The sequence below is a fragment of the Ferrimonas marina genome, from assembly GCF_900129905.1.
Lineage (GTDB): Bacteria > Pseudomonadota > Gammaproteobacteria > Enterobacterales > Shewanellaceae > Ferrimonas > Ferrimonas marina.
Genome location: NZ_FQXG01000002.1, coordinates 604,026 through 624,321, shown reverse-complemented (window position 1 = coordinate 624,321; position 20,296 = coordinate 604,026). Strand labels below are relative to the sequence as shown.

Genomic DNA, 20,296 nt, shown 5'->3' with positions numbered 1-20,296 from the left:
CTCGGTCTGTCAGGGCACCCTCCTGGTGCCCTGACATCAGACCGGGGCTAACGGGTGCGTGTTACAACCAGCCTAGCCACTGGCGCATCAAAACGATGGATTGACGCCAGGGCCGAGTCGACATAGCCGTCATCGGCGGTAACCACACCGGGATGGCGCGCCACGTAATCCACGTCATCCCGCATCGCGTCGTAGCCTGCACCACCGCCGGCCGGGCCGGGAATGGTCGCGGCCAACTCCGAGTTGCCCTCGGTGCCCGCATCGTACACCGGCAGGTTCATCGTCATGCTTTCACTCACCGCTAACGCCATCAGGTCTTTGCCATTGATGCCGGCAAAGGCGTCGTTGGTGTTGACCAGCATGGTGGCCAGGGTGAGGTAGGCCATCCCTTCCGCCTCCAGCTCCAGGGTCAGGGTCTGGCTGGCGCCGGGCATCAGGATGCCGTCACCGCTGCCACTGGCCAGGGCGCCGGCCTCGTCGGCCATGGTCAACCATTGGCTGCCATCCCCCGCTTCGGCCAGGATCTCCAGGCCTTCACTGGCGGGCATGCCAAAGGTCCAGCCGGAGACGTCACCGGCGTGCAGGTAGGCCGCCAGGGGCGACATCGGTTGGGCGGAGGTCAGGTTCACCACGGTGATGTCGAAGCTGGCGGGTTCGGCCGCCGGCGCCGGCGGGGCCGGACTGGGTTCCACCGTGACCGTGCCGTTGTCGTCATCATCACACCCGGTAAGCAAAGCCGCAGCGAACAGCGGCAGCATCATTAATCGCATCTTCATGCCAGCCTCCCGTTATTCCGCCACGGTGATGGTCAGTCGGGCCACCGGGTTGAGCCAACGGTGGATCCGGGCGTCGGCGTCACTCAGGCCACCGGCGGGATCGGTGTCCCCCAGGGTGCCGCGGTGGATGTGTACGGTGGCGTTGGGCTCCTCGGTGGTCACCCCGGTGCCACCGGTACCGCCAAAGTCACCGGGGATAGCCGGCATACCCGCCATGCCCGGGGCACCGCCGCCCTCGATCAGCAGCTCATCATTGGCCTCAGTGCCGGCATCGTAGGCGTTGAGATACACCATGTAGGTGCCCGGCTCCTCCGGCACGGTCCAGCTGTCCAGACCGACAAAGCCATCGTTGCTGGGCAGCACCATGGCGGTGACCGATAGCACAGAGCCAGCCACCACGTCCTCCAGCACAGCCTGGGTGGTCATTGCTGGGCCCAACAAGCCCTCAGCCGGATTGGCCGCGGACACCGCGCCGATGCTGTCGGCGATGGTGACCAGGCCGGCAATGTCGCCGCCCTCGGCCATCGCCTGCAGCTCGGGGATCGCCGCTTCGCCAACCCGGAACAGGTTGTACTGGGCATCATGGGCGGTCAGCAGCAGCGGGGTGAAGTAAACCCCCTGGGTCAGGTTGGTGACGTCAATGGTGAGGGTTTGTGCCTGGCTCAGTGGGGCGGCCACCAGGGTGGCCAGGGTCAGGGCTCGCAGGTTCATGGTGTTGCTCTCCGTGGTTACCAAGTCCTAGCCAGTCTAAGAAGGCTTTATCAAGGGGGCTTCACGGAGTTATCAAGAAAGTATCACGAATGACTCAATAATCGATTGCCTGCCTTTTACATCCGCTGGTGGAAAAGTGTGCTGTGTCGCACAGATTGCCAAAGATGCATTTTGAATATGCATTCAGTCTGGCTATGGTGGAACTGAGGCCACAGCCTGTGGTCCGATGAGAAAGAACACAACGCAACTCACAAACAGGAGGTGAGCCCATGCGTTACCTCTTTGTGATGTTGATCACCCTGCTGCTGGCCCAGACGGCGGCTGAACCCCAGGGTAATACTGCACCTATGGCCGCTGACCTGGCCCCGGTGTTCGCCCTTCAGTGTAATGCTGATGCCGACACTTATGCTGCGATCTCCCTGCAGCAGTGGGCCTCCCAGGCGGCGGAACAGCGCATCGCTGAAGCTGAGATGTTGCCGGTCTGCCTCTTCCTGGTGGTGATGTTTGCCACCCAACCCTATGCCCAGCGTCCCGCTGGCATCGCCCCGCGCCCTGCGCAAAGCCGCTACTCCCTGGTCCAGGACTGGATCAAGCCGATCGTCGGCACCCCCTCTTAATCGGGTTGTCACGCCCGGGCGCCCAAGCGCTATCGCACCACCCAAAAAGATAACTATTCACTCTACAGGAGGTTGTTATGCAATCTCGTGCGCATCCGTGCCGGTTTTATCCGGCCTGGTCAAGCCAGGGTGCCGCTGTGCTCCTGCTGCTGGGGCTGGTGGCCAGCCCCCAGCTCAGGGCTGAGTCGGAGCTGGAGCTGGAGCAGGAGCTGAGCCGCCAGGCCTCGCCCCTCTCCGGCGCCGCCACCCTGTCTTACTTTCGCAACAGCTACGATGCCTCGGCCTACGCCGCCTACCAGGCGGTCACCGTTGATGGCTCGCTGCGCTACCGCCAGGACTGGGGCCAGCTGCGCCTCACCTTCGGTGGCGAGCAGGAGCTGTTGCACGGCGAACAGTCCAGCTGGTTTGACCCCTTGCTGGAGTACCGCACCCCCACCTGGGCTCTGTCCGACAGTCTGAGCTGGCAGGGCGGCGTCGGGGTCTACCTGCCCGCCAGCCGCACCAGTCGCAAAGATCGGCTTGAGTACGCCCCCCAGGCCCGGGCTTACCTGTTCTGGCGGCCGGAGGGCGATTGGCAGTTCTATCTGTCGCCGCGTTATCGCTACAACCAGTACCGCTACCAGACCGCCGGTGAGCAAGTGCTGACCGAGCACCAGGCCAGCGTGGCGGTGGATGCCCTGTGGCACTTCCGTCCGGATTGGTACCTGGACGTCAACGGCAGCCTGGGCTGGGCCCGCAACTTCTATGGCCGCAGCCTGGACACCCGCTTTACCGCGAGCGAGGAGCTGGGCTGGGAAGTGACGCCCCATTGGAGCCTGGCTCTTGGCCACAGCAACGCCGGCCGGTTCTACGACCCGGAGTACGGCCCCGGCCAGGGCTTCGAGCTGTACGACCGTCGAAGCTCCACCTTCTACCTCGCCACCACCTTTTCGTTCTAATCAAGGAGGCTGATTATGAAGCTGTTTAGAATCCTCTCCCTGGCAGGGAGCCTCGTCCTGCTGAATGCCTGTGGCGCTGGTGACGAGCCCTACCGGGAGTTACCGAAAGACGTCGATCAGGTGACCACTCAGGCCATCGATCAGGCCACCGACCGGCAGTACATGTACATTCGCAGCGTTGGCAAGGCGCCGCGCTACGCCGCTAACATCCGCGGCTTCTTCCAGGGCACCCCCAAGCTGGTGACCCTGCACCGCACCGAGAACGGCATCCAGGTGCGCCAGGTGGATAGAGATACCATCGGCCTGGATCACGACAGCCGGTTCAGCGACAACGGCTACAACCAGGCGCCGGTGCTGACCATCCCGGGTCAGTACGTGGATTACCGCTGCACTGAGGATCGCTGGGGCGACTGCGTCAACGTAGAGCAGCTCAATACCGATGCGGACCAGAAATGGTACGACAAGGGCTACTTTGTGCCGGACTTTGCCGCCACCCAGATCGCCGAGCTCAGCGTCAATGACCTGTTTGCCCTGGATAAGACCTGCGTCAGTGAGTCCGAGGCACCGCGGCTGGTGCAGGATGGCAACTGGCGGGGCCATGAGATGGACCTGGACAAGGGGGTGATCAACCTGGAGATCGAGCACACCTACCGGGTCTCGCCTAGCTGCCTGGATGCCTACTACCAAGGCAACTTCGACAACTTCTCCTTCACCACCACCGAGTTCATCTCCATCGTGGCGGTGGACCAGCTGGCGTCGCCGGATTACCAGCCGGTGCCCTATGCCCAGAATGAGGATGGCACCTTTGGCTTCTTCACCACCGAGCATCGCTACCGGGACGCCAATCACGCCGCCGGCAGCGACGGCTACGTGCGTACCTACCTCAACCGCTTTAACCCGGCGTTGCCTCAGATCACCTACTACCTGAGCAACAACTTTTACCTGCCGAAGAACCAGGCCTACCTGGACTCCGCTAAGGAGACGGTGGATGCCATCAACATTCAGAACCGGATCTTCCATACCGGTTTACCGCCGATCGTGCTCGAGCGTGCCGGTGACAAGCGTCATGGCGATCTGCGCTACAGCTTCATCAGCCTGTTCGATGAGCCGCTGGACAACGGTCTGGCCGGTTACGGCCCCTCCGCCGCCAATCCGCTGACCGGTGAGATCGTCAGCGCCCGCACCAACCAGTACAGCTCCAACCTCAAGCAGGGCGCGGTACGCTACTACCGTCAGCTGATGCTCGACTACAACCGGGGTAAGCTGGAGCCCGCGTCAGTCGCGGCAGCCCTGGGCGACGCGGTGAGCCAGTCGGTCTACGCTGCCGTAGTGGACGGCCAGAGCAATGGCAAAGCGTCGCAACCGAGCGCTCGCCAGGGGATGCCTCAGGCCGGTGATTATGTCGATGGTGTACAGGCCCCGGCGCAACTGAGCCAGGTCGCTACTCAGGTCCCGAGCCTGCCGGTGGCCCAGGGCAATGCCCAGGACTTCGATCGCTTTGCCGAGTTTGATCAAGCCACCCAGGACTTCTGGGCCGAGCACAGCCTGATGCACGTGGACGTGGTGTACGCCACCGGACCCGGTGTGCGCCAGCTGCCCCGCGGCGTAAAGGGCCACTTGATCGACTGGGATAACCCGCAATACTGGCTCGACGGTCAGGTGGGAGGCCAGTTGAAGGCGATCGACCAGATGCCAGTGGCAGTGCAGGATGATTTGACCACCAAGCTGGCTGCCCAGGCGTTTTCCGGCACCCTGACCCACGAGCTGGGCCACAACCTGGGTCTGCGCCACAACTTCGCCGGCAGCCGCGACCACGACAACCTGTTTACTGACCAGGAGCTGGAGCACCAGCACGGTGCCTTTGCCGCGGCTGGCTATCCGACCCTGTCCGCCAAGTCGGATTTCTCCAGCCAGATGGACTACAACGTCAATCGCTTTGCCACCACCTTTGAACCCTACGATTTGGCGGCGCTGCGCTTTGGTTATGGCCGTCAGGTGGAAACCCAGGCCGGTGAGTTTGTCTCGCTGCAGGCTGCGGATACGCAGCGTCGGGAGGAGTTGGCTAAGGGGGAACTTGATGGTGAGCACCGCTACGGCGTGCTCTACAACGTCGAGCAGCAGCACGATCTGCGCTTCTACAGCTACTGCACCGACGGCCACGTCAGCCTCAACAGCAACTGCAACCGCGGCGATGCTGGGGCCGACAATGACGCCATCGTCCAGTTCTACATCGACAAGTACTGGGACAGCTACGACACCGACAACCTGCGTCACAACCGCCAGGCCTTCTACGAGGACCACATCCTGGGTTACGCGGTGAAGCGCAATGAGCTGTTTATGCGCGACATCCGTCAGTTCGTTGAGGACCCGGCCAGCATCGAACGGCAGAACACCCTGCCGATGGGCAGCCTGAGCCAGTGGTGCCTGGATGACGACAGCGCCTGGTATTGTGCCTACACCGGTGCAGTGGACAAGGCCGGTGACTTCTTCCTGACCCTGGTCGGGGAGTCCGATGCCACCTTGCACACCGTGTTCCGCTTTGACGATGGCAGCCCGGCCCTGACTCGCGACTATAAGCTGGCGGATCTGTTGGCAGCCTATCGCAGCAATGCCGAGAAGCTGGACGGCGAGACCACCCCGCTGGCACCCGGTGAGTTGGTGACCCGATTGCAGGACCGGCCGGATCTGCTGAAGGACCTGGTGCTCAAGTTCGGCATCGTGCCGGATTACTGGGACCAACTGCACGCCGACATCACCTTCTCAGGCCGGATGCTCAACGGCATGAAGAGCGCGGTGACCGATCCCAACCACCCGTACGTCAACGAACGGGATGTGCTGGGGGTGTGGCCGGACAAGCTGCTGGCGGTCCGGGCCCTGGTGACCCGAACCACTCCGCGTAGCACCACCGGTCGAACCCACCTGGCATTGGTGGACGATCCCAAGGTGGGCGAGGCATTCAAGGCGATGCTGTGCCAGATGACTGTAGTGGACACCGCTGGGCTCAACTTCGGTGGCGAGTCCATCGTCGGCAGCCAGTGTGATAGCCAAAGCCCGTACCTGTCGCCCTACCTGGATGCCGCGCAGGAGAGCATCGAGCCGCTGGTCAACTACGACCGCAGCGTTTCTCGCTACTTCGGCTTCGATACCGTCAATGGTCAACCCAAGGGAGAGAGCAACCTGCTGCAGATGATGCTGCGCCAGGTGGTATTGGCCTCGGTGGACAGCGACTACCAGGGCGAGCAGAAAGCCCGCCGGTGGCGAGAGTATGTGGGGGTTCACTACGCCAGCCCGGGCCTGGCCGAGGCCAGTCGTTTGAGCCTCAATGGCCGGGTGCTGGTGGCCACCGAGGAGAACGTGCTGGCGGCTAAGCTGATGGCTCAGATCAAGCGGGTCGAGCAGTTCATGGATACCAACGCCGACTTGATGGGAGCCCGCTTGTCCAGCGGTGAGTTGGTGGGTGAGCTGCTCACAGCCCAGCTGGCCCACGACAAGCAGGTGCTGGGCGATCTTCCGGTGCTCTGAACCACACCCTATTGGCGAGCTTGGCCAATCTTTGCCCCACCTCGGTGGGGCTTTTTTTGGTCAGTCGTCCTTGTAGGCGTCTTCTACCTGGGTTTGCTCCTCCATCGGCGGGCGCACGTAGCCGCGGGTATCGAGCGGTGGCAGGGTGATCTCCGGGTAGTCGATACGCTGGTAGGGGATCTGCTTGAGCAGGTGGCCGATGCAGTTGAGTCGGGCCTTGCGCTTGTCGTCGCCGTCGACAACAAACCAGGGGCTGTGGCGGGTGTCGGTGTGGTTGAACATCCGGTCCTTGGCCTGGGAATAGAGCTGCCAGCGGCTGCGCGACTCCAAATCCATCGGGCTGAACTTCCAGCGCTTGAGCGGGTCATTGATGCGCTCGAGGAAACGCTTCTCCTGCACCTCATCGGACACTGAGAACCAGTATTTGATCAGGATGATGCCGGAGCGGATCAGCATACGTTCGAACTCCGGGCAGCTACGCAGAAAGTCGTTGTACTCCGCCTCGGTGCAGAACCCCATCACGTGCTCCACCCCGGCCCGGTTGTACCAGCTGCGGTCGAACAGCACCATCTCACCGGCGGCGGGCAGGTGGGAAACGTAGCGTTGGAAGTACCACTGGGTCTTCTCCCGATCCGAGGGGGCGGGCAGGGCGGAGACCCGGCATACCCTGGGATTGAGCTTCTCGGTGATCCGCTTGATGGCGCCCCCTTTTCCGGCGGCGTCGCGACCCTCGAAGATCACCACCACCTTGAGCCCCTCCTGCTTGATCCACTCCTGCAGGGCAACCAGCTCCACCTGGAGGCGTTCCAGCTCTTTCTCGTACTTTTTCTTATCCATTGGGAGTTCACCTTTTTCAACGCTCTCCGCAGCTTAGCCCATTGAACCCAGGTCGCGAAGAGGTTGTTGATTGGTAAACAAAATGTACTGCTCGTGTGGTAGCCTGAAGGCAATACGATGTTGAGAGCGAGTGCGAGTCATGGATGGAACAAAGCGTTGGGGTCTGCTGGGCTTGGTAATGATGGGTTTGACCGGCTGCGAACAGGCCCCGGTCCAGGTGGAGGCACCGCCGCCCAGCGTCCAGGTATTGGCGGTGGCTGAGCGCATGGTGCAGCCCAAGGCGGAGTTTGTCGGCCGTACCCAGGCGTTTGAGGATGTCACCCTGCAGCCGCAGATCACAGGCCAGGTGCTGCAACGCCACTTCAATGATGGCCAGAAGGTGGAAGCCGGTGATCTGCTGTTCACCATTGACCCTGCCAGTTACGAGTCCGAGGTGGAACAGGCCCAGGCGGTGCTGGCCCAGGGCGTGGCGGCACGGGACGCCGCGGTGCTTAACTGGGAGCGGGGCCGACGGCTGCATCCGGATGGCATGATCTCCGACAACGATATGGACCAGCTGACCTCCCGCAAACTGCAGGCCGAGGCCCAGGTTGTGCAGCAGGAGGCGGCACTGGAGCGTGCTCAGCTGCAGCTCTCCTACACCCAGGTCAGCGCCCCCATTGGTGGCCGCATCTCTGCGTCGCTGGTGGCCACCGGCGATTTGGTCAGTCCCCAGACTGACCTGGCCACCCTGGTGCAGGCCGATCCCATCTACGTCTTCTTCCAATCCTCTGAGCGGGAGATGACCCGGGCCCGGCGCTTGGTGCGCAATGAATCGACCATCAGCCTGGATGCACTGCCGGTGGAGATGATCCTGCCGGACGGTGAGCGGTTCGAGCAGATCGGCTCCATCGACTTCGTCGACAACCGGGTGGATGCCGCCACCGGTACCATCAATATTCGCGCCCGCTTCCCCAACCCGGATCTGCTGGTGGTGCCGGGGATGTACGTCAGCATCGAGATCGGCTCGCCGGAGGAGGAAACTCGCTTGCTGGTGCCTCAGTCCGCGGTGCAGGAGGATCAGCAGGGCCGCTACGTCATGGTGGTGGCCGAGGGCAACACGGTGCAGAAGCGCATCGTTGAGCTGGGGGATCGCTTTGGTGTCGATTGGGCGGTGAAGAGCGGCCTGTCAGTGGGGGAGCAGATCGTGGTCGAGGGGCTGCAGAAAATCCGCCCCGGCGCCGTGGTGACACCGGTGACCCAGGAGGTGCAACCCTTCCAGTCTGACACCCAGCGCTAGGGGGCCAGCATGATTAGCCAGTTTTTTGTCCGCCGGCCCAAGTTCGCCTTCGTTATCTCCATCGTGCTGACCCTGATGGGGCTGCTCTCCATCCCGGTGCTGCCGGTGGCGGAGTTCCCCGATGTGTCACCGCCCCAGATCGCCGTCAGCACCAGCTACGCCGGGGCCAGCGCCGAGGTGGTTAAGGACACCATCGGCCAGGTGATCGAGGCCGAGGTCAACGGGGTGGAGGAGATGATCTACATGGAGTCGAAGTCGGCCAACGACGGCTCCTACAGCCTTACCGTGACCTTCGGCGTGGGGACCGACGCCGACATGGCCCAGGTCAACGTGCAGAACCGGGTGCAGCAGGCGCTGCCCCGCTTGCCGGCCCAGGTGACCCAGCAAGGGGTCAAGGTGAAGAAGAAAAGCCCCAACTTCCTGATGGTGGTGAACCTCTACTCCCCTAACGGCACCTTCGATGCGCTGTTCCAGACCAACTACGCCGGCCTTAACATCAAAGACACCCTGGCCCGGGTCAACGGCGTCTCCGAGGTGCAGATCATCGGTGGCCTGGATTACGCCATGCGGATCTGGCTCAACCCGGACCTGATGGCCAGCTACGCCATCACCGCCAACGACGTGGTGCAGGCACTACAGGAGCAGAACATCCAGGTGGCGGCGGGTCGTATCGGTGCTGCCCCGGTGGATCCGGACCAGCAGTTCCAGTACACCCTGCAGACCAAGGGCAGGCTGAGCCAGCCGGAGGAGTATGAACGGGTGGTGCTGCGCTCCAACCCGGATGGCTCCAAGGTGGTATTGGGGGATCTGGCCCGCATCGAGCTGGGTAGCCAGACCTACGATGCCCAGGGCAAGTTGGACAACGCCCCTAGCGCCATCATGGCGATCTACCAAAGCCCCGACGCCAACGCGCTGGAGGTCTCCGCCGGGATCCACAACGAGATGGAGCGACTGGCGGCCAACTTCCCGGACGATCTGACCTACGAGGTACTGTACGACACCACCGAGTTTGTTGAGGTTTCCATCAACGAAGTGGTGCAGACCCTGTTCATCTCTGTGGGTCTGGTGATCCTGGTGGTTTACCTATTCCTGCAGGACGTGCGCTCCACCCTGGTACCGGCCATCGCCATTCCGGTCTCGCTGGTGGGCACCTTCGTATTCCTGCTGCTGTTCGACATGACCATCAACACCGTGTCGCTGTTTGCCCTCATTCTGGCCATCGGCATCGTGGTGGATGACGCCATCGTGGTGGTGGAGAACGTCACCCGTTTGATGGAGGAGCAGGGTCTGAGCCCCGCCGAGGCCACCATCGAGGCGATGAAAGAGGTTACCGGCCCCATCGTCGCCACCACCCTGGTGCTGCTGGCAGTGTTCGGGCCAACAGCGGTGATGCCGGGGATCACAGGCCAGATGTACGCCCAGTTCTCGGTGACCATCTGTATCGCGGTGCTGATCTCCTCCATCAATGCCCTGACCCTGTCGCCGGCGTTGTGCGCCTCGCTGCTGCGTCCGCCCAAGCAGCATGACAAGGGCTTCCACGCCGCCTTTAACCGCCATTTCGAACGCCTCACAGGTCGCTACACCAACCTGGTAGGCATGCTTATTCGTCGCAGTGCGCTGGCCATGGGCCTGTTTGTGCTGGCCCTGGTGGTCACCGGCATGCTGGGTAAGAGCCTGCCCAGCGGCTTTGTGCCCTCAGAGGATAAGAAAAGCTTCCTGGTGGATCTGCAACTGCCGGACGGCGCCTCACTGAACCGGACCGAAGCGGTGATGAAGGACCTGGTGGCGCTGACCCTGGAAGAGCCCGGTGTGGAGCACGTGATCCACGCCTCCGGCTTCTCCATCCTGTCCGGCTCCATCTCCTCCAATGGCGGCTTGATGATCGTGTCGCTGAGCAGCTGGGAGGAGCGGGACGATCCCAACCTCAGCGATAAGGCGATCCTGCAGCGTCTGCAGGGCAAGTACTCGGCTAACCCGTTGGTCAATGCCATGGCTTTCGCCCTGCCGCCCCTGCCCGGGGTGGGCAGCGTCGGCGGTTTCGAGTTTGTGCTGCAGGACACCATGGGCCGCTCCCCGGCGGAGCTGGCCTCGGTGATGCGTGGCTTGATTATCGAAGCCAATGAACAGCCGGCCATCGCTGCAGCGTTCTCCAATTTCCGCGCCGATGTGCCGCAGATGTACGTCGAGGTGGATCGTGACAAGGCCAAGGCACTGGGGATCCCATTGACCGAGATCTTCGCCACCATGCAGACCATGCTGGGGGGCAACTACGTCAATGACTTCAACCGCTTTGGTAAGGTGTTCCGGGTTATGGTCCAGGCCGAGACAGACTTCCGTAACTCGGAGCGGGACATCAACCGTTTCTACGTGCGTACCGCCGCCGGTGAGATGGTGCCGCTGTCCACCCTGGTGACGGTGGAGCCTATTCTCGGCCCGGAGGTGGTCAGCCAGTACAACCTGTACAGCTCGGTCACCATCAACGGGGTACCGGCGCCGGGCTACAGCTCCGGTGAGGCGATCGCGGCGATGCAGGAGGTGGCCCAAAGCTCACTGCCCAGTGGTTACCAGTTCGAGTGGACCGGTCAGACCTACCAGGAGATCGAAGCGGGCAACCTGGCCCCCATCATCTTCTCGCTGGCGCTGGTGTTCACCTACCTGTTCCTGGTCGCCCAGTACGAGAGCTGGACCATCCCCCTGGCGGTGATGCTGGCGGTGCCGGTGGCGATCCTGGGGGCCTTCCTCAATGTCTGGATCGCCGGCGGTGAGATCAACCTCTACACCCAGATTGGCCTGGTGTTGTTGATAGGATTGGCCTCGAAGAACGCCATCCTGATCGTCGAGTTTGCCAAGCAGCAGCGGGAGAGTGCCGGCCTGAGCATCGTCGACGCCGGCAAGATGGCCGCCAAGCTGCGTTTTCGTGCCGTACTGATGACCGCCTTCTCCTTCATCCTCGGGGTATTCCCCCTGGTGGTGGCCAGCGGCGCCGGGGCCGAGAGTCGTAACGCCCTGGGCTATGCGGTATTTGGTGGCATGATCGCCGCCGGGGTGGTGGGCACCTTGCTGGTACCGCTGTTCTACGTGGTGCTGCAGAGCCTGCGTGAGCGGGTCAAAGGGCAGGGCAACCCCGCCTGAACCGGTCTGATCCCTTAGCCAAAAGCCGGCCCTCGGGCCGGCTTTGTTGTTGTTTCCTTACTCTGCGTCATTTTGCTTTCAGCCCCAATACCCGACCCCTGCGCTTGGGATAGCGTTATCCCCACCTCGCATTTTAAACACCCTTCACCTAGTCCACTGTTTAACGATCCGCAAGCAGACCTTGGGATTACTGACTTATTGCCCAACTCTTGAATAAATAATAAACAGAAGGGCTATTGGACCCGGTAATACTCGCCATACTTAGAGGGCGAGACAAGGCCTCACGCAACATCTCTTTTGGTAATTAAAGTTCGTAATTTAATTACCGTTAGAGGTTTTGCACTAGCTAATTGCTGAGGCTGGGTAAAACGCACGTTTAAATCGAGCGTTCCAATCATGCTTATTCTGCAACGGCCCGAAATAACAGGGATATGTTGCATTTTTATATAAACACCCAGGTTTTGTGCTTGATTTTTATGCGCCTATAGCGCAGCTTTATAAAGGAATTACCGGCGACTCTATTGCGGCAATTCCGTCAGGGTTCTGAAAGTTGATGGTTTGAAAATTACATCCGTAAGTTGACAGGGAGGCTGGCATGACCATGTTAGGGGCAGAAGCGGTACAACCAATCGAGCTGCGCGGGGCGACACTACCGGACAGCGAACGTGTCCTCACCACCGAGGCGATGACCTTTTTGGCCGAACTGGGCGCCCGTTTTGCCGCGCCGCGCGCGCAGCTGCTGCAGGCCCGCCGTCAGCGCCAGGAGAAGATCGACGCCGGCGCCCTGCCGGGCTTCCTGCCGGCAACCGAATCCATCCGCAAAGAGGACTGGCAGATCCTGGGGATCCCGGCGGATCTGCAGGACCGTCGGGTGGAGATCACAGGCCCGGTCGACCGCAAGATGGTGATCAATGCCCTCAATGCCCAGGTACGGGTGTTTATGGCGGACTTTGAAGACTCCCTGGCGCCGAGCTGGGAGAAGGTGGTGCAGGGCCAGGCCAACCTGATGGACGCGGTGGCCGGCACCATCGAGTACACCAACCCCGCCAACGGCAAGCACTACGCCCTGGATGAGGATCCGGCGGTACTGATCTGCCGGGTACGAGGTCTGCACCTGGACGAGGCGCACCTGCAACAGGATGGCCAGGCCCTGCCCGGTGCCTTGGTGGACTTCGCCCTCTACTTCCTGCACAACCATCAGGCCCTGCTGAGCAAGGGTAGTGGCCCCTACTTCTACATTCCCAAGCTGGAGAGTCACCTGGAGGCGCGCTGGTGGGCCGAGGTGTTTGCCTACAGCGAAGAGCGCTTCGGCCTGCAGCCGGGCACCATCAAGGTGACCTGCCTAATTGAGACCCTGCCGGCGGTGTTCGAGATGGACGAGATCCTCTATGAGCTGCGCAACAACATCGTTGGCCTCAACTGCGGCCGCTGGGATTACATCTTCAGCTACATCAAAACCCTGAAGAACCACCCGGACCGGGTCCTGCCGGATCGCCAGGTGGTGACCATGGAGAAGCCCTTCCTTAACGCCTATTCCCGCTTGCTGATCCGCACCTGCCATCGCCGTGGTGCGCTGGCGATGGGTGGCATGGCAGCCTTTATCCCCGCCAAGGACCCGGAAACCCAGGCCAAGGTGCTGGAGAAGGTGACCGCCGATAAGGAGCTGGAGGCCCGCAATGGCCATGACGGCACCTGGATCGCCCACCCTGGTCTGGCCCAGACCGCCATGGGCGTGATGGACCAGTACATCGGTGACGCCCCCAACCAGCTGGGTGTCAGCCGGGAGAGCGACGCCCCCATTACCGCCGAACACCTGCTGCAACCCTGTGAAGGCCAGGCCACCGAGCAGGGGATGCGCGCCAATATCCGCATCGCGGTGCAGTACATCGAGGCCTGGATCTCCGGCAACGGCTGTGTGCCCATCTACGGCCTGATGGAAGACGCCGCCACCGCCGAGATCTCACGCGCCTCCATCTGGCAATGGATCCGCCACGGTACCGTGCTGGACAACGGCCAGCTGGTAACCCAGGCCCTGTTTGAGCAGATGCTGAACCAGGAACTGGAGACCGTGCGCCAGGAGCTGGGTGGCCAGCGCTTTGATTCCGGCCGCTTTGAGCAGGCCGCGGAGCTGTTCCGGGCCATCACCTGCGCCGAACAATTGACCGATTTCCTGACCCTGCCCGGTTACGAGATCCTCAGCAAAAACACGTCTAACGGATGATCCACGAAAGGAGTTGCATTATGCCCACTTACCAAGCCGATATTGATGCCGCAACCAGCTTGATCGAAACACAAGGCAGCACCTGGGGGGTCAGTGCAGAGAACGTGGCCCGGATGAAGGCGCAAAACCGCTTTCAAAGCGGCCTCGACATCGCCCGCTACACCGCCAAGATCATGCGCGAGGACATGGCGTCCTACGACGCCGATCCCGCCAAGTACACCCAATCATTGGGCTGCTGGCACGGCTTCATTGGCCAGCAGAAGCTGATCGCCATCAAGAAGCACCTGACCGAGACCAAGGGCAAGTACCTTTACCTGTCCGGTTGGATGGTGGCGGCCCTGCGCAGCGACTTTGGCCCGCTGCCGGACCAGTCGATGCACGAGAAGACCGTGGTGGCTGGCCTGATCGAAGAGCTGTATACCTTCCTGCGCCAGGCCGATGCCCGTGAGCTGGGCGGCTACTTCCGCGAGCTGGATGCCGCCAAAGAGGCCGGTGATAGCGCCAAGATTGCCGAGGTTCAGGCCAAGATCGATGGCTTCCAGACCCACGTGGTGCCGATCATTGCCGACATCGATGCCGGCTTTGGTAACGAGGAGGCCACCTACCTGCTGGCCAAGAAGATGATCGAAGCCGGTGCCTGCTGCATCCAGATTGAAAACCAGGTGTCCGATGAGAAACAGTGTGGCCACCAGGACGGCAAGGTAACCGTGCCCCACGCCGACTTCCTCGCTAAGATCCGTGCGGTTCGTTATGCCTTCCTTGAGCTGGGCGTGGACGACGGTGTCATCGTGGCCCGTACCGACTCCCTCGGCGCCGGCCTGACCAAGCAGATTGCCGTCACCAACGAGCCCGGCGACCTGGGTGACCAGTACAACAGCTTCCTTGACGGCGACTACGTCAACAGCGCCGACGACATCGCCAACGGCGATGTGGTGGTTAAGGCCAACGGCAAGCTGCTCAAGCCCAAGCGCCTGGCCAGCGGCCTGTTCCAATTCAAGAAGGGCTCCGGTGAAGACCGGGTGGTACTGGACTGCATCACCTCGATGCAACACGGTGCCGACCTGCTGTGGATTGAGACCGAAAAACCCCACGTCGGCCAGATCGCCGGCATGGTCAACCGCATCCGTGAGGTGATCCCCAACGCCAAGCTGGTCTACAACAACAGCCCGTCGTTCAACTGGACCCTCAACTTCCGCCAGCAGGTGTTCGATGCCTGGAGCGAGCAGGGCAAGGACCTGTCCGGCTTCGACCGCGCCAAGCTGATGAGTGCCGACTACGACAACACTGACCTGGCCAAGGAAGCGGATGAGAAGATCCGCACCTTCCAGCAGGATGCGGCACGCGAGGCGGGGATCTTCCACCACCTCATCACCCTGCCCACCTACCACACCGCGGCACTGTCCACCGACAACCTGGCCAAGGAGTACTTCGGTGACCAGGGCATGCTGGGCTACGTGGCCAAGGTGCAGCGTCAGGAGATCCGTCAGGGCATCGCCTGCGTCAAACACCAGAACATGGCCGGCTCGGACATCGGCGACGATCACAAGGAGTACTTCTCCGGTGACGCGGCGCTGAAGGCCTCGGGCAAGGACAACACCATGAACCAGTTCGGCTAAGGGCCCAAACCCTTCCTACCCGTCGTGTCTTGTATGACATGGTTTTTGGGGCGACCTCAGGTCGCCCCTTTTTTTGACCTCGATTTGTGTACCTGTTGGTAACTTTGGTGACTTGTTTGGTTGAGGTTAAATATTGGTTTTTATTACGTTTTCAATCCTATCTCAGCGCAGCGCTGTTGTGGCTCGGTTCAGCTTCCCGCGCGTAGAATGCCCGGCAAACTTCCATGACTGTGCACTCGGAGTGCATGCAGGCTGAAACATAGGATCCCTATTGCCATGACTACTTTCCGCAAACTGCCCGTGGCCATTGCCCTGGCTGCGGTCGTCCTGACCGGCTGCGAGCAAGCTGCCCAGGCGCCGGCGATGCCGGCCCCCACCGTTGAGGTTGCTGCCGTAACCGCACAGGATTACCAGCCGGTAAAGCGTTACTCCGGCCGTATCGAGGCGATCGAGGACATCAACATCAGCGCCCAGGTCTCCGGTTACCTGACCCAGCGCCTGGTGGAGGATGGTCAGATTGTTGAGGCGGGGACCCCGCTGTTTGAGATCGATCCGCGCCCCTACCAGGCTGCCCTGGCTGCCGCCAAGGCCACCCTGGCTGAAGCCAAGGCCTCCCGCGATATCGCCCAGGTCAACCTGAAGCGCAACAAGGAGTTGCTGGGTAAGGGCAGCGTCAGTCAGTCCGACATCGATAACCTGACCGCCACCCTGGCGATGGCCGATGCCCGGGTCATGCAGGCACAAGCGGGACTGGAGAAGGCGGAGCTGGATCTGTCCCACACCACAGTGACTGCCCCCATCGCCGGTCAGGTTGGCGCCGCCAACGCCGGCGTCGGTGATCTGGTCAGCCCGCAAAGCGGTGCGCTGATCACCCTGGTGCAACTGGATCCGGTCCGTACCAGCTTCCGCATCTCCGAGCGCGAGCGTCTGGCGATGGTGACCAACAACCTGATGAGCGATGAAAAGATGGCCATCACCCTGGACCTGGGTCAGGGCAAGCACTACGACCACGAAGGCACCCTGAGCTTTATCGATAACCGCATCGATCTGGCCACCGGTACCCTGGCGCTGCACGCCGATTTCGCCAATCCGGAGCATATGCTGGCCGCTGGCCAGTTCGTTCAGGTTCAGGTGCGTCCTCATCAGCCGCTCAACGGCCTGGTGATCCCCAATGCCGCAGTCCAGTCCGATCAGCAGGGCAGCTTTGTCATGGTGGTGGACGGCGACAACACCGTTGAGCGCCGCAACGTCGACCTGGGTGAGCGCCTGGGCCAGCAGATCGTGGTGCTGAGCAACCTGGCCGAGGGCGAACGCATCGTCACCGCCGGTCTGCACCGTGCCCGTGTCGGTGCCCAGGTTCAGGTGGCCGGCGACGTGGCTCAAGCCGCAGGTAACTAAGCATGATCTCCAAGTTTTTCATCCACAGACCTAAGTTCGCGATCGTGATCGCGCTGGTGATGGTGCTGGTGGGCACCATCGCCATGCGCACCATGCCGGTGAACGAGTTCCCGCAGATCACCCCGCCGGTGGTCCAGGTCTCCGCCATGTACCCCGGCTCCAACGCCGAGGTGGTGGAGCAGACCCTGGCCCAGCCGATTGAAGAGGCGGTCAACGGCGTAGAGAACATGCTCTACATGCGCTCCCGTGCGGCCAACGACGGTGGTTACTTCCTCGAGGTGACCTTCGACATCGGCACCGATCCGGACATGGCCACGGTACAGGTTCAGAACCGGGTGAACGAGGCGCTGCCTCGCTTGCCGGCGGACGTGCGTGAGCGCGGTGTTAAGGTGGCCAAGAAGTCACCAGACCTGCTGATGGCGATGGCGTTCTACTCGCCTGAAGGCACCCACGACGACATCTTCCTCACCAACTACGTGGCGCTCAACATCGAAGAGCAGCTCAAGCGGGTGCCGGGGATCTCTGATGTGTCCCTGCTCGGTGGTGCCCGTTACTCCATCCGGGTCTGGCTGGATCCGGAGCGGATGGCCCGCTATGGCCTGACCACTAACGACGTCTATGGCGCCCTGGCGGAGCAGAACATCGTGATGCCCGCCGGTCGTCTTGGCGGCGCGCCTGACCTGGATCAGCCCGCCACCACCGTACCGCTGGTGACTCGCGGCCGCTTGAAGGACGTGGAGGAGTTCCAGCACGTGGTCGTGCGGGCGGACAACCACGGCAGCACCCTGTTCCTCAAGGACATCGCCGAAGTGGAACTGGGTAAGGAGATGTACGACTTTACCGCCACCCGTAACGGTCAGTTGGCCTCTATGATCTCCCTCTCGCTGCAGCCGGATGCCAACGCCCTGGCCACCGGTGAGCTGGTGAAGGAGCTGCTGGCGGACATCGAAGCCAACTTCCCCGAGGACATGGCCTACGATGTCGTTTACGACACCACGGTGTTCGTCGAGGAGTCCATCGCCTCGGTGATTGAGACTCTGGTCCAGGCGGTGTTGCTGGTGGTGCTGGTGACCTACCTGTTCCTCGGCTCCATGCGTGCCACCACCGTACCGCTGGTAGCTATCCCGGTCTCGCTGATCGGTACCTTCGCTGCCATGCTGGCGATGGGCTTCACCATCAACACCGTGACCCTGTTTGGTCTGATCCTGGCCATCGGTATCGTGGTGGATGACGCCATCCTGGTGATCGAGAACGTTGAGCGCAACATGCGCGAAAACCCTCAGCTTACCGGTGCCCAGGCCACCATCGTGGCGATGAAGGAGGTGACTGGCCCCATCATCACCTCCACCCTGGTACTGCTGGCGGTGTTTATCCCGGTATCTCTGCTGCCGGGGATCACCGGCCAGATGTACGCCCAGTTCGCGGTCACCATCGTGATCTCGGTATGTCTGTCCACGGTCAACGCCCTGACCCTGTCGCCGGCACTGTGTTCGCTGCTGCTTAAGCCCAGCACCAAGGCGGGCCCTCGCTGGTACGTGGCGTTCAACCGCTTCTTCGACAACCTGACCGAGCGCTACGGTAACGTCGCCGCGGTGCTGGTACGTAAGTCCGGCCTGCTGTTGGCGATGTTCGCCGTCGGTATCGCCGCGCTGACCTACATCACTCCAAACATCCCCACCGGCTTCGTACCGGAGGAGGACAAGGGCGTGATGATCGTTAACGTTCAGCTGCCGGATGCGGCTTCTCTGGCCCGTACCAACCAGGTGGTGGATGAGCTGGAGCAGGTAATCCTGAGCTACCCCGAGGTGGAATCTGTCGGTGCCGCCCGCGGCTTCGGTCTGCTCTCCTTCTCACTGCAGTCCAACGGCGCCACCATGTTCGTTAAGCTGGCGGACTGGGCTGACCGTGACGCCAAGTTGTCTGAGATCACCATGCGCCTGAACATGTGGGCGGCGATGCAGTACAACGACGCCCAAGTGATGGCATTTGGCTCCCCGGCGATCCCGGGCATCGGTAACAGCAACGGCTTTGAGTTCATGCTGGAGGACACCCAGGGGCGTCCGCGCACCGAGCTGGCCACCGTGATGCAGGACTTCATCATGGCCGCCAATGCCCAGCCTGAGCTGGACCGCGTGTTCTCCTTCTTCCGTGCCAACGTGCCGCACTACTACGTGGATGTGGACTACCTCAAGGCACGTCAGCTGGGGATCCCGATCACCGACATCTTTGCCTCGCTACAGACCAACCTGGGCGCCATGCGGGTCAACGACGTGACCCTGTACGGCAAGTCCTACCGGGTTAACATGCAGGCCAAGGCGGAGTTCCGTCGTGATACCGCCGACTTGGGCCGTTTCCACGTGCGCAGTGGCAGCGGTGAGATGATCCCGCTCTCCACCCTGGTGTCGCTGGAGCCGACCCTGGCCCCGGACGTGGCCTGGCGTTACAACCTGTACAACGCCGCCACCATCTCTGGCCAGCCGGCCCCGGGCTACAGCTCCGGTGAGGCGATGGCAGCGATGGAGCGTCTGGCGGATCAGATGCTGCCGGATGGTTACGCCTACGAGTGGACCGGCATGGCCTACCAGGAGAAGGAGGCCGGTAACCTGGCGCTCTACGCCTTCGGTTTGGCATTGCTGTTCATCTACCTGTTCATGGTGGCCCAGTACGAATCCTGGACCATGCCCACCGCCATCATCCTGGTGGTGCCCATGGCGGTACTGGGGGCGATGCTGGCGCTGCTGTACTCCGGCTTGCCGCTCAACCTGTACGCCCAGATGGGTCTGGTGCTATTGATTGCGCTGGCGGCGAAGAACGCGATCTTGATCGTGGAGTTCGCCCGGGCCAAGCGGGAAGACGAGGGGCTGCCCATCGAGCAGGCCGCGGTGGAAGCCGGTAAGCTGCGTTTCCGCGCGGTGAACATGACCTCCTGGTCCTTCATCTGCGGCATGATCCCGCTGATCTTCGTCTCCGGTGCCGGTGAGATCTCCCAGTGGTCACTGGGTTGGACCCTGGCCGGTGGCCTGATGATGGTGCTGGTGATCGGTACCTGCTTCATCCCAGGCTTCTTCGCCCTGTTCCAGCGCCTGCGGGAGAAGGCGAAGGGCGGCAACACCGCCGCACCGAAAGCGGTAACCGCAGAGTAAGCTAAGGCACTCTATTAACAGCCCGGCACTGAGCAATCAGTGCCGGGCTTTTTTCGTTTGGACCCGGTCGTATTCAACCTAACTACTAGAGTGCCTTGTCACGCCC

Annotated in this window: 12 protein-coding genes; 9 read left to right on the top strand and 3 right to left on the bottom strand. The window is 61.9% G+C overall.

Annotated features, from left to right (window positions below):
* Positions 1-47 precede the first annotated feature (47 nt).
* Both BUC04_RS06435 and BUC04_RS06430 read right to left on the bottom strand, forming a co-directional pair.
* On the bottom strand, positions 48-776 hold the full coding sequence (locus BUC04_RS06435) for a spondin domain-containing protein (RefSeq protein ID WP_073325656.1): 729 nt from the start codon (positions 774-776) through the stop codon (positions 48-50).
* A 12-nt stretch (positions 777-788) separates the two neighbouring features.
* Entirely contained in the window at positions 789-1,487 is a 699-nt protein-coding gene (locus BUC04_RS06430; protein WP_067663051.1) for a spondin domain-containing protein, read from the bottom strand.
* A gap of 269 nt (positions 1,488-1,756) precedes the next feature.
* Between BUC04_RS06430 and BUC04_RS06425 the strand changes: the two genes are divergently transcribed.
* The 3 genes from BUC04_RS06425 to BUC04_RS06415 all read left to right on the top strand — a co-directional run bounded on the left by BUC04_RS06425 (position 1,757) and on the right by BUC04_RS06415 (position 6,564).
* A complete protein-coding gene (locus BUC04_RS06425) occupies positions 1,757-2,104 on the top strand; it encodes a hypothetical protein (RefSeq protein ID WP_067663048.1) in 348 nt (115 codons plus the stop codon).
* Positions 2,105-2,181: 77 nt separating this feature from the next.
* On the top strand, positions 2,182-3,042 hold the full coding sequence (locus tag BUC04_RS06420) for a hypothetical protein (protein ID WP_067663045.1): 861 nt from the start codon (positions 2,182-2,184) through the stop codon (positions 3,040-3,042).
* Positions 3,043-3,057: 15 nt separating this feature from the next.
* Positions 3,058-6,564, top strand: a complete 3,507-nt coding sequence (locus BUC04_RS06415; protein ID WP_067663042.1) for a zinc-dependent metalloprotease — start codon at positions 3,058-3,060, stop codon at positions 6,562-6,564.
* Between the two features lie 60 nt (positions 6,565-6,624).
* Here the strand turns inward: BUC04_RS06415 and ppk2 are convergent, their stop codons facing one another.
* Positions 6,625-7,401 (bottom strand): polyphosphate kinase 2, encoded by a 777-nt coding sequence (ppk2, locus tag BUC04_RS06410; RefSeq protein WP_067663040.1) that lies wholly within the window; start codon positions 7,399-7,401, stop codon positions 6,625-6,627.
* A 139-nt stretch (positions 7,402-7,540) separates the two neighbouring features.
* Here ppk2 and BUC04_RS06405 point away from each other — a divergent pair, with 139 nt between their 5' ends.
* The 6 genes from BUC04_RS06405 (at position 7,541) to BUC04_RS06380 (ending at position 20,190) form a co-directional block, all read left to right on the top strand.
* Entirely contained in the window at positions 7,541-8,680 is a 1,140-nt protein-coding gene (locus BUC04_RS06405; RefSeq protein WP_067663037.1) for an efflux RND transporter periplasmic adaptor subunit, read from the top strand.
* 9 nt (positions 8,681-8,689) lie between these two features.
* Positions 8,690-11,812, top strand: coding sequence for an efflux RND transporter permease subunit (locus BUC04_RS06400; RefSeq protein WP_067663034.1), 3,123 nt, complete (start codon positions 8,690-8,692; stop codon positions 11,810-11,812).
* Between the two features lie 595 nt (positions 11,813-12,407).
* The gene (aceB, locus tag BUC04_RS06395) at positions 12,408-14,033 is read left to right on the top strand and encodes a malate synthase A (protein ID WP_067663031.1); all 1,626 of its coding nucleotides are present in this window, start codon (positions 12,408-12,410) and stop codon (positions 14,031-14,033) included.
* 20 nt (positions 14,034-14,053) lie between these two features.
* Positions 14,054-15,649, top strand: a complete 1,596-nt coding sequence (locus tag BUC04_RS06390; protein ID WP_067663028.1) for an isocitrate lyase — start codon at positions 14,054-14,056, stop codon at positions 15,647-15,649.
* A gap of 276 nt (positions 15,650-15,925) precedes the next feature.
* The gene (locus BUC04_RS06385; RefSeq protein ID WP_067663025.1) at positions 15,926-17,047 is read left to right on the top strand and encodes an efflux RND transporter periplasmic adaptor subunit; all 1,122 of its coding nucleotides are present in this window, start codon (positions 15,926-15,928) and stop codon (positions 17,045-17,047) included.
* Between the two features lie 2 nt (positions 17,048-17,049).
* Positions 17,050-20,190 (top strand): efflux RND transporter permease subunit, encoded by a 3,141-nt coding sequence (locus tag BUC04_RS06380; RefSeq protein WP_067663022.1) that lies wholly within the window; start codon positions 17,050-17,052, stop codon positions 20,188-20,190.
* Positions 20,191-20,296: the final 106 nt, after the last annotated feature.